This window comes from Streptomyces sp. NPDC007896 (assembly GCF_042959425.1).
Classification (GTDB): Bacteria; Actinomycetota; Actinomycetes; order Streptomycetales; family Streptomycetaceae; genus Streptomyces.
In genome coordinates, this window is the sequence record NZ_JBIBKX010000013.1 from 286064 (window position 1) to 299567 (window position 13504).

General features: G+C 69.3%; 16 protein-coding genes. 4 read left to right on the forward strand and 12 right to left on the reverse strand.

Annotated elements, in window-relative coordinates:
- Positions 1–165 precede the first annotated feature (165 nt).
- Positions 166–1080: a GntR family transcriptional regulator gene (locus tag ACFZDJ_RS36195; protein ID WP_391065316.1), complete on the reverse strand. Its 915-nt coding sequence runs from the start codon at positions 1078–1080 to the stop codon at positions 166–168.
- A 191-nt stretch (positions 1081–1271) separates the two neighbouring features.
- Between ACFZDJ_RS36195 and ACFZDJ_RS36200 the strand changes: the two genes are divergently transcribed.
- Complete coding sequence (locus tag ACFZDJ_RS36200) at positions 1272–1472, forward strand: hypothetical protein (protein WP_390930774.1); 201 nt, start codon at positions 1272–1274, stop codon at positions 1470–1472.
- A gap of 76 nt (positions 1473–1548) precedes the next feature.
- Here the strand turns inward: ACFZDJ_RS36200 and ACFZDJ_RS36205 are convergent, their stop codons facing one another.
- Complete coding sequence (locus ACFZDJ_RS36205) at positions 1549–2337, reverse strand: HAD family hydrolase (protein WP_385378351.1); 789 nt, start codon at positions 2335–2337, stop codon at positions 1549–1551.
- Complete coding sequence (locus ACFZDJ_RS36210) at positions 2286–3140, reverse strand: GntR family transcriptional regulator (RefSeq protein WP_391065318.1); 855 nt, start codon at positions 3138–3140, stop codon at positions 2286–2288. Before ACFZDJ_RS36210 ends, ACFZDJ_RS36205 begins: the two co-directional genes overlap by 52 nt.
- 241 nt (positions 3141–3381) lie before the next feature.
- On the opposite strand from ACFZDJ_RS36210, the gene ACFZDJ_RS36215 reads away from it, so the two are divergent.
- Positions 3382–3570, forward strand: coding sequence for a hypothetical protein (locus ACFZDJ_RS36215; protein ID WP_054232404.1), 189 nt, complete (start codon positions 3382–3384; stop codon positions 3568–3570).
- An 18-nt stretch (positions 3571–3588) separates the two neighbouring features.
- On the opposite strand, the gene ACFZDJ_RS36220 is transcribed toward ACFZDJ_RS36215, so the two are convergent.
- Positions 3589–4497 carry a FadR/GntR family transcriptional regulator gene (locus ACFZDJ_RS36220; RefSeq protein WP_168493032.1) on the reverse strand — a complete coding sequence of 303 codons (909 nt, stop codon included), beginning with the start codon at positions 4495–4497 and terminating at the stop codon, positions 3589–3591.
- Positions 4498–4667: 170 nt separating this feature from the next.
- Here ACFZDJ_RS36220 and ACFZDJ_RS36225 point away from each other — a divergent pair, with 170 nt between their 5' ends.
- Positions 4668–4853: a hypothetical protein gene (locus tag ACFZDJ_RS36225; protein WP_054232402.1), complete on the forward strand. Its 186-nt coding sequence runs from the start codon at positions 4668–4670 to the stop codon at positions 4851–4853.
- 225 nt (positions 4854–5078) lie between these two features.
- On the opposite strand, the gene ACFZDJ_RS36230 is transcribed toward ACFZDJ_RS36225, so the two are convergent.
- The 3 genes from ACFZDJ_RS36230 to ACFZDJ_RS36240 all read right to left on the reverse strand — a co-directional run bounded on the left by ACFZDJ_RS36230 (position 5079) and on the right by ACFZDJ_RS36240 (position 8696).
- Positions 5079–6371, reverse strand: coding sequence for a GNAT family N-acetyltransferase (locus tag ACFZDJ_RS36230; RefSeq protein ID WP_391065321.1), 1293 nt, complete (start codon positions 6369–6371; stop codon positions 5079–5081).
- Between the two features lie 389 nt (positions 6372–6760).
- On the reverse strand, positions 6761–7738 hold the full coding sequence (locus tag ACFZDJ_RS36235) for an asparaginase (protein WP_384914599.1): 978 nt from the start codon (positions 7736–7738) through the stop codon (positions 6761–6763).
- A gap of 238 nt (positions 7739–7976) precedes the next feature.
- A complete protein-coding gene (locus ACFZDJ_RS36240) occupies positions 7977–8696 on the reverse strand; it encodes an AmfC protein (protein ID WP_390930782.1) in 720 nt (239 codons plus the stop codon).
- Positions 8697–8932: 236 nt separating this feature from the next.
- Here ACFZDJ_RS36240 and dtd point away from each other — a divergent pair, with 236 nt between their 5' ends.
- Positions 8933–9370 carry a D-aminoacyl-tRNA deacylase gene (gene dtd, locus ACFZDJ_RS36245; RefSeq protein WP_384914605.1) on the forward strand — a complete coding sequence of 146 codons (438 nt, stop codon included), beginning with the start codon at positions 8933–8935 and terminating at the stop codon, positions 9368–9370.
- A 13-nt stretch (positions 9371–9383) separates the two neighbouring features.
- Here the strand turns inward: dtd and ACFZDJ_RS36250 are convergent, their stop codons facing one another.
- From ACFZDJ_RS36250 to ACFZDJ_RS36270, 5 genes are all read right to left on the reverse strand, one after another.
- Positions 9384–10349, reverse strand: coding sequence for a YgfZ/GcvT domain-containing protein (locus tag ACFZDJ_RS36250; protein WP_390930784.1), 966 nt, complete (start codon positions 10347–10349; stop codon positions 9384–9386).
- Between the two features lie 9 nt (positions 10350–10358).
- Complete coding sequence (locus ACFZDJ_RS36255; protein WP_168509426.1) at positions 10359–10796, reverse strand: Fur family transcriptional regulator; 438 nt, start codon at positions 10794–10796, stop codon at positions 10359–10361.
- Between the two features lie 73 nt (positions 10797–10869).
- Positions 10870–11445 carry a heme-binding beta-barrel domain-containing protein gene (locus ACFZDJ_RS36260; RefSeq protein ID WP_390930786.1) on the reverse strand — a complete coding sequence of 192 codons (576 nt, stop codon included), beginning with the start codon at positions 11443–11445 and terminating at the stop codon, positions 10870–10872.
- A 247-nt stretch (positions 11446–11692) separates the two neighbouring features.
- Entirely contained in the window at positions 11693–12694 is a 1002-nt protein-coding gene (locus ACFZDJ_RS36265; RefSeq protein ID WP_391065324.1) for a hypothetical protein, read from the reverse strand.
- Positions 12691–13500 (reverse strand): hypothetical protein, encoded by an 810-nt coding sequence (locus ACFZDJ_RS36270; protein WP_391065428.1) that lies wholly within the window; start codon positions 13498–13500, stop codon positions 12691–12693. Before ACFZDJ_RS36270 ends, ACFZDJ_RS36265 begins: the two co-directional genes overlap by 4 nt.
- Positions 13501–13504: the final 4 nt, after the last annotated feature.

Here is a 13504-nt window from a genome sequence, read left to right on the forward strand (position 1 = left end):
CTGTGCGTCATTACAGATGTTCATGCGCCCCGACCGGGGTGAGCACACCTTAGTGCCCACCCGCGCTTACCGCAGAGCCGACTGCGGAATCTCTTCCTACCTGAGAGAGAGTTGTATATCTCCACGGCGTTACTCCGTTGGAGGCCCGGTGGAATGTGGGTCGCCTCAGGGCGCTTCCGCGAGCAGGTGCCAGCAGGAGTCGAACCAGGCCTGCATGCTCTCCATGAACACAGAACCCGGGGAGTCCGGATCACCCTCGTCGTTGACGTGACGGGTCAGGGTCGCCCCCAGACCAAGTACGTCCGTGGCGTCGAGCTCCGTGCCGTCGTCCAGCAGGACGGACCGCCGCACTATTTCGTACGGCCCGAACAACGCCTCGGCCCCGGGGCGCAGATAGAGCTTGAATGCCGGGGCCAGCGGTACGTGCCGGATCTCCACCTGTACGAACGGCACCAGACCTTCGCCCTGGAGATCACGCAGGGCGGCACGCAGCGACATCGTGTGCCGGCGGGTGATGGCGCGCAGTCGTTCCTGGAGCTGCTCGTGCAGGCGTTCCAATTGGCCGGGTTCCTGAGGCTCCGCACCGTCCTCCGGCTCCTTGGCGCGCGGATACGGAAGCACAAGGGCCTCCGAGGGCAGCAGCATGCGCAGTTCGATGCGGTCGGGCCGCACCATGCCGAGGCGGATGCTCTCGGCCTGCAGGCGGATATGGGTGTCCAGGGACTCGGACGTGAGGGTGAACACGTCCAACCGAACGACGGGTTGGGCGAAGGCGCGCGCGATGAAGGGACCCAGGGCCGCACGCACCCTGGGTGCCTCCTTCTGCGGCGCTCCCAGGTGGATCGGGCTCTTCACCACACGTGATCCGCTGCCCTGACGGGACTTGATCCAGCCTTCGCTGTTCATCTCCCGCACCACGCGCTGCACGGTGTCGCGTGAGACCCCGAGTTCCTCGGCGAGTTCACGTTGGGGGGGCAACTGGGATCCCACCGCGTACGTGCCGTCGGCGATCCGGACGCGCAACGTCTCCAGGACGCGCACGAACTCCGTTCCCCCTCCGTCGCCGCGTTCTTCCGTCACACCGCGACCGTACCTCGCTCACCTCACGGACAAACCGCTTCCAGTCACATTGGCGGCTGGATTCGGCCGCCGAAAAGCTGGAAGTGGCCTGACTCGTTAAGGGATCAAAGAGATAGGGCAGACCAGATTCAAGGCAACCAGTCCAATTGGACAGTTAGTTGATCGATTCACTGAAGTGGACGGGGGGAACCATGATCTTCTTTCAACTGGTAGGCATAGGCATCGAATTCTGCGTGTCCCAGCTGGTGCAGACACGACTCGGGTTCACAGGTCTGGTCGTGTTCACCGCGGCCCTGGTGGGCGTACAGGCGAAGCATCCCCGCCTGGTCCGCTGGTCGGCCGGAGCCCTGGCCGGCCTCTTCTTCCTGCTGACCCTTCAGCTTCAGGCCTGACCTCCTCAGGCCCAAAACCTCCGGGCCAGACGCTTCAGGCTCGACACTTCAGGCTCGACACTTCAAGCTCGACACTTCAGGCCGACCCCCGAAGCACCCTCAGCACCGGTTCCAGTGAGCTCACCACGTCCTCGGCGCCCGCTTCGCGCAGGAGCTTCTCCTTGTAGGCGGTGTGGGCGTAGCCGAGGAAGGGGACGCCGGCCTGGCGGGCGGCCTCGTAGTCCGAGGGGGCGTCGCCGATCATCAGGGCGGCGGCGGGGGCGGCGCCCAGGGCGTTCAGGGCGCGGTTGAGGCAGTGCGGGTCCGGTTTGAGGTGGTGCAGGTCCTGGCCACGGCCGTAGATGTTGGGGGCGAAGCAGCCGGTGAGATCCCGGCTCGCGAGGTAACTCGTGGCCGTGCGGGCCGAGTTGTTGGTCGCTATGGCCAGCCGCGCGCCGACCGCGCTCCAGGTCCGGATCAGCGGGTCCGCGTACGCGGTGGGCCAGGCGGACGGCACCGCCTTGAGTTCCTGCTGGGTGAGGCGTTCCTCCAGCTCGCTCACCAGATCACTGTGCGGATGGCGGCGGTGGACGGCGTAGAGGACGACCATCGGGTCCGGGTGGACCTGTTCCTCTTCGGTGAGCAGTCCCCGCAGCCCCTGTCGCTCCAGCCACTCCACCAGGTCCTTCGCCACGTCCTCCGCGGAGTGCCCCGCGAACAGCCGGCAGATCGGCCCGTCGAAGTCGAAGAGCACAAAGCGAGCGCGTTCGATCACTTCCCGCAAGTTATCGGTCTCTGCTGCCACAGGTTCAGTCTGCGCCGTATCAGAAGTCACTAGGAGAGTGTCAGGTCCGTGGTGATGGTTTCCCAGAGGGCGTCGAACCACTTCTGGGATTGGTCCACGAACGCGGCGTCCCGCTGACCGGTCCGCTTCTCGAAGGAGAAGAGGAGGGACTCCGAGCCCACGGCGTCGTACATGTCCAGCATTCCGTCGGCCACCTCCTCCTCGCGCCGCATGACCATGTAGTAGGCGATTAAGGCCTCGACGCCGTTGAGCAGGTACAGCTTCACGGGCGGGGTGAAGGGCAGGGCCCGGAACGCCACGCGTACGTCGATGCCGTGCGAGGAGCGCAGGGCGCGCAGGTTGTGCTGGAGGACGTGGACCTGGGCGTTGCGCTGGGCGAGCCAGCGCTCGTGGACCGGGTCGTCGTCACCGCGGCCGTCGACGGGGACCGGGAAGGCGAGGTTGATGTTCCGGGACGGGAGCAGGATACGGACGTCGATCGACTCCGGGAGGATGCGGCCCTCGTGGATCTGGCGGACGGGTTCACCGAGCGCCAGCATCAGGGTCTCGGCGGTCAGGCAGGCGGCGTCGACCCGGACGTGCGGCGCGGAGAACGCGTCCGCCAGCCGGGGAGCCAGTCCGACCATCGTCGTCTGCGGCTCGTTCCGGGCCGAGGCCGGCGGCTCCGCGATCCGTGGGGGGCTGCCCTTGCTGACGTTGCTCAGCAGTCCGTCGTCCTGGAGCGCGCGCAGGGCCTGGCGGACGGTGCCCCGCTCGACACCGAACTCCTCTGCCAACTCGGCCTGAGTTGGCAGACGGTCGCCCGCCTTGAGCTCACCGGCCCGGATCCGATCCCGCAGGGCGTCGGCGATCTCCTGGGGCGAGAGCCTTCTGCTGCCGTTCACTGCAACGTTCTCCTGGGTCACGACCAAACGCTACAACTCTCGCCCATCTACGGGGAGTTGTTTGAAAGTTGTTTATAGCTAGTAGCCAAGTGGGGACAACTTAATCAGAGTTGGTCACCAACTTGGCCAAGTTGGCGGAAGTTTTGCCTCCCTCACCCGAGTCCGTCTCCGACTCACCCGGCCTCACCATCGCACACCCCAGAGGAACCACCACGCCACAGTAGAAGCAGGAGAACCGCCCATGCCCGCCATCGCCCTTCTCTCCGCCCTCTTCGTCGTCGGCTTCGACCAGTTCGTGCAGTGGCAGTACGGCACGACAGGCGTCATCGGCCTGCTGCTCCTCACCATCGGCATCAAGGCGAAGAGCCCCACCTGCAGCTCCATCGGCGCGGTCGTCCTCGCCCTGATGGTCGCGGGTCCTGCCCTGTGACGTGCAGGGGAGAGTCGGTCAGCTCGAGAGCAGCAGCTTCGAGCTGATGGTCTCCCACAGCGCGTTGAACCAGAGGTGGGACTGCTCCACGAACGTGGTGTCCCGCAGCCCGGTCCCCTGCGCGAAGGGGAACAGCATGGACTGGGTGCCCTGGACGTCGTACATCTCCAGGTACTCGTGGTCCACTTCCTCCTCGCGCCTGGTCAGCGTGTAGTAAGCGAAGAGCGCCTCGACCCCGTTGAGCAGGTACAACTTCACCGGCGGGGTGAAGGGGAGCGCGCGGAAGGTGACGTTGACGTCGATGCCGTGCGTGGCGCGCAGGGCGAGCAGGTTGTGGCGCAGCACCTGGCCCTGGGCGTTTCGGTTGGTCAGCCAGCTGCGCTGGAGCCGGCCGGCCGCCGAGGCGTCCACCGGCGCGGGAAAGGCGAGGTCGATGTCACTGCTGGGAAGCAGCACGCGGACGTCCACCCTGGCCGGTTTTATTCGGCCCGCGTGAATTTGCCGGAGGGGTTCGCCCATGGCAAGGGTGAGCGATATCGACGTCAGGCACAGCGCGTCGATCTCCACGTGCGGGGCTTCGAAGGCGGCCGTGATCCGGCCACCGAGTGCCACCGTGGTGGGCTGCGGCGAGGCTTCCGGGCCGGTCAGAGCCCGTTCCAGGGTGTCGGCGACAGTCGCCGGGCTCCCTTTGGACACATTGACGAGCAGATGTTCCGACTGCAGGATGCGCAGCGCCTGCCGGACCGCCCCGCGTTCGACACCGAACTCGTCGGCCAGCTTGGCCTGCGTGGGCATGCGCTGCCCCGGCCGCAGCCGGCCGGACCTGATCCGGCTGCGCAGCTCGTCGGCCACCTCGCGGTGTGACCTCTGTGGCCGTGGTGACCTGTTCCGTCCATTGACGGAGGCGTGTTCCGGTTCCACGACCAAACACTACAACTTCGCGCCATCTTTGGGCAGTTGCGGGATAGGTGGTTATGAGTCGACCCAACGCGGAGATAACTATCAATGAGTTGGTTGCCAACTTGCACAACATGGTCACACTTCCCGAGGGTTGGCCGCCACAGTCGTCCTCCCCAGGGCCCCAAGGAGGGAACGTCATGCCGCTCATCGCCCTCGCCGTCGCCGCCCTCGCCATCGGATTCGAGCAACTCATCCAGTGGAAGTACGGGCCGCTGGGCATCATCGCGTTCGTCGCGCTGTCCGTCGGCCTCAAGGCCAAGAACACCACCATCAGCGGCATCGGAGCCGTCCTGCTCGTGATGCTGCTCGCCCAGTCCGGCTGATCGGACGCCACCGTCCGGCAGTCCGGCTGACCGGGCTCCCCTCCGGAGGGGAGCCGGGAGCTCGGTCAGTCCGTACCGCACCACCGCACCACCGCACGGCTACGGATGCAGTGCACCACCACGCACCGACGGAACCGGAAGGAGCACCCGCAGCACACCGCGCACCACCACACCAGCCGTACAGGCCACACCATTCGGAAATCGGAATCGGAATCGGAATCGGAATCAGAAGATGTCCGGGCACCACGGTCGCCTGGACGTGCGGAGCAGGGCGTCGGCGAAGACGGCGGCGCCCTCTCGTTCTTCCCGCACCCGCCCGAGCGCGGCGAGCCGCACCGCCGACTCGTCGCCCAGCCACAGGGCCGCCAACTCACCCACGTTCAGGGTGAGATCGGCGGTCGTCGTGGTCGGTGCGCAGGTCGCCCCGTCGGGTCCGGCCTCCAGGCGGTAGCGCCCGGCGGAGAGTCCGTCCCCGTCGGTGACGTCCAGGACCAAGGTCCCGGACCCCGCGTACGTACGCGCCTCCAGAGCCCGTACGACATCCAGGATCCGCACCCACAGCCAGTCCGCCTGGGTCGTGATGCGGGCGGCGCGCGGATCGGGGAGGAAGTGCGGGAGCAGGTCGTCGGGGGCGCGCCAGCCGGTCTTGACGTGGGCGATCCAGTCGATCGAGCAGAGGTAGTGCCACAGGGCGCCTTCGGCCGCCGGGGTCACCGTGATCAGCCAGTTCACTTCCGCCGTGTTCAGCGGTTGCTTGACGTCGCTCCAGTTGTCGTCCGACTCGTACGAGACCAGGCCCTCGACCTCGCCGGTCGCCGAGCGGTACACGGCGTAGAAGGGTTCCTTCCACGAGTCGTCGCTCAGGCTCAGTACGCCGGTGTTGATCTGCCACCAGCGCTCGTCGCGGTCGACCGTGCCCGGCTGGGTGCGACGCAGGCGGTCGTGCAGGTCCGGGCCGAGCTTGCGTACGTCCTCGCCGTCCACCAGGTCGATTCGGGCGCCGTCGGACGGGCCCGACCAGCGGGGGTCCAGGCCCGACCTGGTGACGTCGATGGTCCACTCGGTGGCGGTGGTGGCCTGGCCGAAGCCGTACCGCCCGTAGATCGGGTACTCCGCGGCGATGAGGGTGGCGACCACGTCGCCGCGGTCCTTCGCGGCGGTGAGGTCGGTGGCCATCATGCGGGTGAGGAGGCCTCGGCGGCGGTGGGTGGGGGTGACGGAGACGTTGGTGATGGCGTCGGCGGGGACGGGGGTGCCGCCGACGGTGGTGAGCTGCTGCGGGAACGATCGGAAGGTGGCGACGATGGGGGTCCCCCCGCTCGAGCGAAGTCGAGAGTGAGGGAGGTCGGTGTCGAATGCGCCGAGGGTTCGCTGCGGGAGGATGATCGAACCGCGGTTGGTGATCTCCTGGTCCGATACGACCGGGGAGCGCAGGAACCCCGTGTGCAGCGCGCGGATCCAGGCCGGGATCTCGGTCTCTGTGATCGTTCGTACGTCGATTTCTTCGCGACGGCTCATGGGTTCACGCTAGGACGCCGAGCACGCCCCGTCGCACCGTTTTCGCCCCCGCCGCCCCTACCCGACCCATCCCCGGGGCTCCGCCCCGGACCCCGTAAGCCGTCCTTTCGACTGCGGGTGAGTGGGGGCTGATCGCGCAGTTCCCCGCGCCCCTAAGGGGCGCTGCGCGCATCTTCAGCCCGCCCGGCGTTTGAGGACGAGCCCTTCGGGCGATGCGGGGTGCGGGGCGCAGTGATGCGGGGGTGCAGGGGGCGGCAGCCCCCGGTGGGGTGCAGGGGCGGAGCCCCGCGGGGGGTTCGGGGGCGTAGCCCCCGGTGGGGTCGAAGGGGCGGAGCCCCTGGGATGGGTCGGGTAGGGGCGGCGGGGGCGAGGAACGCTGGGGGGCGGGCCTAGAACACCGCTCGGATCTCGCCCACCTCAACGCCTCCGCCCGTCAGGGGAGCGTGGCCGATTTTGGAGAGGATCGGGGATTGCGTGCCCAGGAGGGACAGGGCGCGGGCGAGGACGGGGCCGAGTGCTCGGGTGGCGCCGTCGTCGATCTTGAAGGCGAGGGCCCTGCCGTCGGGGAGGGCCACCGCCTGGACGGCCTCCGCACCCATCTTGGAGAGGGCACCGGGTATCTCGCGCATGAGCCAGGTGTCGGGACGGCGCGTCCCGGCGACGTACTCGGGGTGGGCACGCATGGCGTCGGCGACACGCCGTTCGGCGGAGCCGGGGGCAGCGAGGACGAAGGAACGGAAGGCACGGGCAAGGCCTGTGAGGCTGATCGCCATCAGCGGCGCACCGCAGCCGTCCGTACCGACCGCCGCCACCGACTCCCCCGCCGCCTCCTCGACCACCGTGTGGATGAGCTGCTGGAGTGGATGCCCGGGGTCCAGGTAGGAGTCCAGGGGCCAGCCTCGCAGCGCGCACACCGCGAGCATCGCCGCGTGCTTGCCGGAGCAGTTCATGGTGACCCGGTCACGGACCGCGCCCCCGGCGAGATAGGTCTCCGCCTCCGCCGGGTCCAGCGGCAGATCCGGCGGGCACTGCAACTGCCCGGCGTCCAGCCCGTGCTCGGCCAGCATCTTCTGGACGAGATCGCGGTGGAAGGCCTCCCCGGAGTGGCTGGCGGCGGCGAGAGCCAGCCGTTCGCCGGCCAGGTCCAGCCCCGCCCGCAGCACACCCGCCGCCTGCATCGGCTTGTTCGACGAGCGCGGGAAGACCGGCGCGGTCACCTCGCCCAGCGCCAGCTCGACCGACCCGTCCGCGCCCAGCAGCACCAGGCTGCCCCGATGACGCCCCTCGACGAATCCCGAACGGACGACCTCGGCGAGAACAGGCGGTATGAAGGGGTCTGCGGGGACGGCAGGAGCGGCGGCGGACATCGGCGGTGGCCTTCCATGACAGGGACCCGCCCGGTGATCGAACCGCGGCGCCGTACGGGAGGTCCCCCGATGGCGTATCCCCGGCCGAGCCCCACGACCGCGGCCCGGGCCGTTCCCGGGCGCGGCCGCCGCGACCGCGGAACCGGGCGGAGCCATGGGGCCCGGCCCCGGATGTCCCGGACCACCGGCACCGCCGCAGCCGCCGCACGTGCCCCCGGGATCGCCGGGGGCCACCGCGTCACATGAGCAGGTCGTCTACTTGTGCTTCCCCATCACGGTACCTGCGGGCGATCTCGGCGCTGCAATCGTCGGCGGTCCGCTGCAGGTGCTGGCGCCGCCGGGAGACCTGCTGCTCGTAGCGCACGAGCCGTCCCATCCCCGCGCCGAGCTCGTCGTCCGTACGTGCTTCCAGGTCCGACAGCTCCACCTCGGCGAGCATGTCCGCGGCCAGCCGCCGGTACTCCTCGCCGTACGGTGTGCCCACTGTCACATGGCGGGCCGACGAACGGTGCCGGGCGGGCGCGTCCGTCAGGATCTCCGCGAGCCGGTCGACGACCGACGCCCCGCCGGAACCGGAACCCGCCCCCCTCCCTACGGCCGGGCGCAGACCCGGACTCGTTCCCAGGCCCGAGACCAACGGCGAGCCCGATGTCGCGGAGGGCGCCCGCAGTCCCCCGCGGCGCGCCAGCTCAGCCCGCAGGATGTCGATCCGCCCCTGGAGCAGTCGCCGCACATAGCTGAGGTCGGCCTCGTCGCGCTGCGCGTCGCGCCGCAGGGTCCGCAGTTCGGGCAGCCGCAGCAGGGGCAGTTCGGGTGCGGGCGGGTCCGGGCGCAGCGGACTGTCGGTGCGCTGCACGGGAGGACGATGAACCCCCGTACGACCGCCTTCCGCCCTTGGACTCGTACGGGTCAACGACACAGCCCCGGGCGGCTGCTGCCCGGTACTCGGTGTGCTCATGTGCCTCTACCGTCCCCTCGACCGGCGCGGTCCACCCCACGGTTGCACCGCAACACACGCATCGTGCCACCCCAAGTGGCCGCTATGTGACCGAGTGCCCCCGATCGGCCCCAGATGGGGGGGTAAGGAGCAAAAAGAAACCCCCAAAGGACCCCTCGAAAGAGGTCAGGGGATCACGCGCGAAGGCGTTCAGCCCCGTGAAGGGGGGCTCCTCCCCGCACGGCATGATGGTTCCCATGCGTGCGGTGGTGCAGAGGGTGGACGGCGCGAGCGTCGTCGTGAACGGGGAACACGGTCCGGAGACGGTCGGAGCGATCGACGGCGAAGGGCTGTGCGTCCTCGTCGGTGTCACGCACGAGGACACCAAGGAGAAGGCGGCCCAACTCGCCCGCAAACTCTGGTCCATCCGGATGCTGGCGGACGAGAGGTCGTGCTCCGACATCGACGCGCCGCTGCTCGTCATCAGCCAGTTCACCCTGTACGGCGACGCCCGCAAGGGCCGCCGCCCCACCTGGAACGCGGCCGCCCCCGGCGATGTCGCCGAACCCCTCGTCGACGAGGTCGTGGCCCAGCTCCGCGCGCTGGGCGCCACGGTGGCGACGGGCCGGTTCGGCGCGCAGATGCGCGTCTCGCTGACGAACGACGGCCCGTTCACCGTGCTCCTGGAGATGTGACCGGTCGAAGGCCCTACGGCTCGACCACGACCTCCTGCGCCGCCGCCGTCGTGTCCGCCAGCAGCCGCGCGTCCAGCGGCACGTTCCGCTTCACCAGGCCGAGCGCGATCGGGCCGAGCTCGTGGTGGCGTACGGAGGTGGTGATGAAGCCGATCTTCCGGCCGTCGGGGCCGTCGTCCGCGAGGCGCAGTTCGGCGCCGTGCGGCGGCAGATGGACCTCGCTGCCGTCCAGGTGCAGGAAGACGAGCCGGCGCGGGGGCTTGCCCAGGTTCTGTACGCGGGCGACGGTCTCCTGGCCCCGGTAGCAGCCCTTCTGGAGGTGCACCGCGGTGCCGATCCAGCCCAGCTCGTGCGGGATCGTGCGGTGGTCGGTCTCGAAACCGAGCCGCGGGCGGTGGTGTTCGACGCGCAGCGCCTCGTAGGCCAGCAGCCCGGCCGGCGGACCGGCCTTCTCGGCGTACGACTCCAGGTCCGTACGCGGCAGGAAGAGATCACGCCCGTACGGCGTCTCGCGTACGACCACGCCCTCGGGGACCTCGGCGATCGAACCGGCCGGCAGGTGCACGACCGCGAAGTCGTCCGTGCGGTCGGCGGTCTCGACGCGGTAGAAGAACTTCATCGACTCCAGGTACGCGAGCAACGCGTCCTGGGTGCCGGGTTCGACGTGGGCCCAGGTGGTGGTGCCGTCGTCGACGAGGTACAGCGCGTGCTCGATGTGGCCGTGCGCGGAGAGGATCAGCGCCTCGGTGGCGCGGCCCGCCGGGAGGTCCGTGACGTGCTGGGTGAGCAGCAGGTGCAGCCAGCTCAGCCGGTCGTCGCCGGTGACGGCGACGACACCGCGGTGCGAGAGGTCCACGAAGCCGGTGCCGTCGGCGAGGGCGCGCTGCTCGCGGAACAGGTCACCGTAATGGGCTGCGACCTGTTCATCCACGCCTTCGGCGGGGACGGCGCCGGGCAGGGACAGGAGAGGGCTCTTCATACACCCAGCCTACGACTTGGTAGTTGAACTCTTGAGAGAGCAGTCCTTGCACCGGCCGAAGATCGCGAAGTGCTTCATGTCCGTCTCGAAGCCGAACGTGTCACGCAGCTTGGCCCGGAACTCGGCGGCCACCTCGACATCGGCCTCGATGACGTTCGTGCAGTCCCGGCAGACCAGATGGATGTGGTGATGCCGGTCGGCGAGATGGTAGGTCGGCGCGCCGTGCCCGAGGTGCGCGTGGCTGACCAGACCGAGCTCCTCCAGGAGCTCCAGGGTCCGGTACACGGTGGAAATGTTGACCCCCGACGCCGTCTTCCTCACCTCGATGAGGATGTCGTCGGGGGTCGCGTGCTCCAGGGTGTCCACGGCTTCGAGGACAAGCTGGCGCTGCGGCGTCAGCCGGTAGCCGCGCTGCCTCAGGTCGCTCTTCCAGTCGGTGCTCACCACACAGGAAGTCTAGGACCATTCCGGGATGTGACGACCTGAGGAGAGCCTCTGAACCGGCCCGACCACTTCCGGACTACTTGAAGAACGCGATTCCGTCGTCCGGCATGTCGTCCGGGAGGGCCTTGGCCCAGCGCTCGACGTCCTCCGGAGTGACGACCTTCTTCAGGTGCGCGGACATGTAGGGGCGCAGCTCGACCTCGGGGGTCTGCTTCTCACCGACCCACATGAGGTCGCTCTTCACATAGCCGTAGAGGCGCTTGCCGCCGGTGTAGGGACCCGCAGCCGCCGTGCGTGCCACGGCATCGGTGACCAGGTCGATCTGCGGCGTCTTGGGGGCCAGGCCGCCGTACCAGATCTCGACGACACCGTCGTCGCGGGTCATGACGACCTCGACCTTGCGGTCGGAGTCGACGCGCCAGAAGCCGGACTCGGTCTCCAGCGGCCGGACCTTGTTCCCGTCGGCGTCGAGCACCCAGGTGCGCGAGTGGTACTCCAGGAAGTCTCGCCCGTCGTGGGTGAAGGTGACCTCCTGCCCGAAGTTGCACTTCTCGGAGCCGGGGAAGTCGTGAACGCCCGCACCGGCCCAGCTGCCGAGCAGGAAGGCAAGGGGAAGCAGGTCCTTGTGCAGGTCGGACGGGATCTCGATCATGAGCTCGGCAGTTCCTCGATGGGGGTCAGCGCTGGCCCTGGTACAGCTTCTTCACGGTCAGCCCGGCGAAGGCGATCACGCCGACGCAGACCAGGACCAGCAGGGTTTCGAAGAAGATCTCCACGGGGTGCTCCTCGGATGAGCGGGTGGGCGGTACAAGAGCCGAGCCCCAGCTTAGTGGGCCGGGGCTCGGGGCTCTCTGCGAGGTACTCCCGGGCGGTTCTCCGCGCGGTACGCCCAGGTGTGGTCAGCCGAGCAGCTGGCTCTGGAGGACCACCGTCTGCTGGAACGGGACCGCCCGCGCGGCGCCCTTGCGGGACTGCACGATCAGGGCGAGGGTGTCCCCGGCCGAGAGGTACGCCTGGCGGACCTGCTCGGCGCCGTACGGCTTGATCTCGTCGTACGCGTGACGGACCACGTCGTCGACCGCGGCGCGGTCCGGGAACCGGTCGTCGGCCATCGTCCGCTCGGCGCCGCGCACCGCGTAGTTCGGCATGTTGTAGCTGGTCAGCCCGGGCGAGTTCACCTCGTCCGCGACGACGACCGAGTCGAACTGCAACAGGTAGATCCGGGTGTGCGTGCCGTCCGGGGTCGTCCAGCCGCGGGCCGCGATGTGCCGCAGACCGTTGTCGGTCAGCTGCTGCCCGACCGTCTCCCGGTCGTCCCGCGTGGCGTACTCCGCCAGGAACCTCGTCGTCGCCAGCCAGCCGTCCGTCCCGCGCAGCGCCGTGTCGACGTGTGCGCCCTTCGGGGCGGGCAGCACGAGCCTGCGCAGATCGGCGTAGTGGGTGCCGGTCTTGTTCGACTCGGCGAACGGGCGCGGGCTGCCGGAGGGCAGCGGCGGCCGGGTGATGGTCGGGTAGTCCCAGCGCCCGTCCGACTCCGTCGCCAGACCGGGTACGTCGGTGCGGTCCATGCGGGTGATGCCGTACGCGACCGACGTGCCGACCGCCGCGAAGACCACGGTGGCGGCGGTCCAGCGCAGCACGGCCCGCAGCACCCGACGGTCCTTGCGCACCCGGGCCGGGGGCACCTCGGCCCCGACGGCCGTGGACGGCACCTCCGGGTCGACGACCGCGGGTACGGCCTCGGGACCGCCGACCGCGGCCGGCGCCTCGGGCGCGGGTGGCAGCGCGTCCTGCGCCTCGGGCGCGGGTGGCAGCGCGGCCTGCGCCCCGACCGGCGCCGTGGTCCCGTCCTCGACGGGCGTCGCCGCCGCGTCCTCGACGGAGCTCGTCCGCTCGGTCATACCGCCTCCCCCGGCTCGGCGATGCGGTCGAGCTGCTCGCGCAGCAGCATCGCGACACCCTTGGTGTCCAACGGCTTGGCCCCGTAGGCGGTCGCGCTGACCAGCACGTCACCCTGGTAGGCGGAGCAGACCATCATGTCGAGCTTCTCGTCCTTGTCCTTGGGCGGCAGGAAGCACTTCGCGTTCTTGTGGCCCTTGATCTCCGGACCCTTGCGGAAGATCTTGAGGGCGTCGAGAAACTCGTTCTGGAACGTCGACATGCCCTTCACCGCCGCCTTGTCCTCGATCTGGGCCAGCTCGACGCTCATGGTGAAGGCGCTGTCGGCGTACAGCGTGGAGGCGTACCCGTTGGAGGTGCTGAGGTAGCTGCGCATCGCGATGCCCTTGGTGTGCTGCTTGTCGATCCGCTTCTCCAGCTCCCGCCGCTGGGAACGCGGCAGATCCCGCAGCGCCTCCTTGCGCAGAGCGGTGGCCTCGGGCCCGCTGAGCGAGGCGTCGGAGCCGAACTCCCCGATGTCCGGGCCCCGGCTCCAGCCCTCGGTGCCGTACGGCACGAGCATCGCGGCGAGTCCCGCGGGGGCCTTCGCCGACTTGGCGTCGTCGTGGGCGGCGTCCGGGAAGGTCCAGGAGGGCGCGCCGGGGTCCCGGTCGGCGTCCTGGACGGTCACGACGGTGTAGCCGGCACCGCCGACGACGGCCGCGACGAGGAGCACGGAACCGGCGACGGCGGCGATGCGACCCCGGCGGAGGGGTTTCTTGACGGGGGCGATGGATTCGGGCGCGACGGGCACGGGCTGCTCGCTCATCGGT

Excerpts from the sequence above, each read along its gene's own strand:
- ACFZDJ_RS36240 (WP_390930782.1), bottom strand. The coding sequence starts at position 8,696 with ATGAGCACACCGAGTACCGGGCAGCAGCCGCCCGGGGCTGTGTCGTTG.
- ACFZDJ_RS36225 (WP_054232402.1), top strand. The coding sequence starts at position 4,668 with ATGCCGCTCATCGCCCTCGCCGTCGCCGCCCTCGCCATCGGATTCGAG.
- dtd (WP_384914605.1), top strand. The coding sequence starts at position 8,933 with ATGCGTGCGGTGGTGCAGAGGGTGGACGGCGCGAGCGTCGTCGTGAAC.
- ACFZDJ_RS36250 (WP_390930784.1), bottom strand. The coding sequence starts at position 10,349 with ATGAAGAGCCCTCTCCTGTCCCTGCCCGGCGCCGTCCCCGCCGAAGGC.
- ACFZDJ_RS36270 (WP_391065428.1), bottom strand. The coding sequence starts at position 13,500 with ATGAGCGAGCAGCCCGTGCCCGTCGCGCCCGAATCCATCGCCCCCGTC.
- ACFZDJ_RS36200 (WP_390930774.1), top strand. The coding sequence starts at position 1,272 with ATGATCTTCTTTCAACTGGTAGGCATAGGCATCGAATTCTGCGTGTCC.
- ACFZDJ_RS36260 (WP_390930786.1), bottom strand. The coding sequence starts at position 11,445 with ATGATCGAGATCCCGTCCGACCTGCACAAGGACCTGCTTCCCCTTGCC.
- ACFZDJ_RS36235 (WP_384914599.1), bottom strand. The coding sequence starts at position 7,738 with ATGTCCGCCGCCGCTCCTGCCGTCCCCGCAGACCCCTTCATACCGCCT.
- ACFZDJ_RS36230 (WP_391065321.1), bottom strand. The coding sequence starts at position 6,371 with ATGAGCCGTCGCGAAGAAATCGACGTACGAACGATCACAGAGACCGAG.
- ACFZDJ_RS36215 (WP_054232404.1), top strand. The coding sequence starts at position 3,382 with ATGCCCGCCATCGCCCTTCTCTCCGCCCTCTTCGTCGTCGGCTTCGAC.
- ACFZDJ_RS36265 (WP_391065324.1), bottom strand. The coding sequence starts at position 12,694 with ATGACCGAGCGGACGAGCTCCGTCGAGGACGCGGCGGCGACGCCCGTC.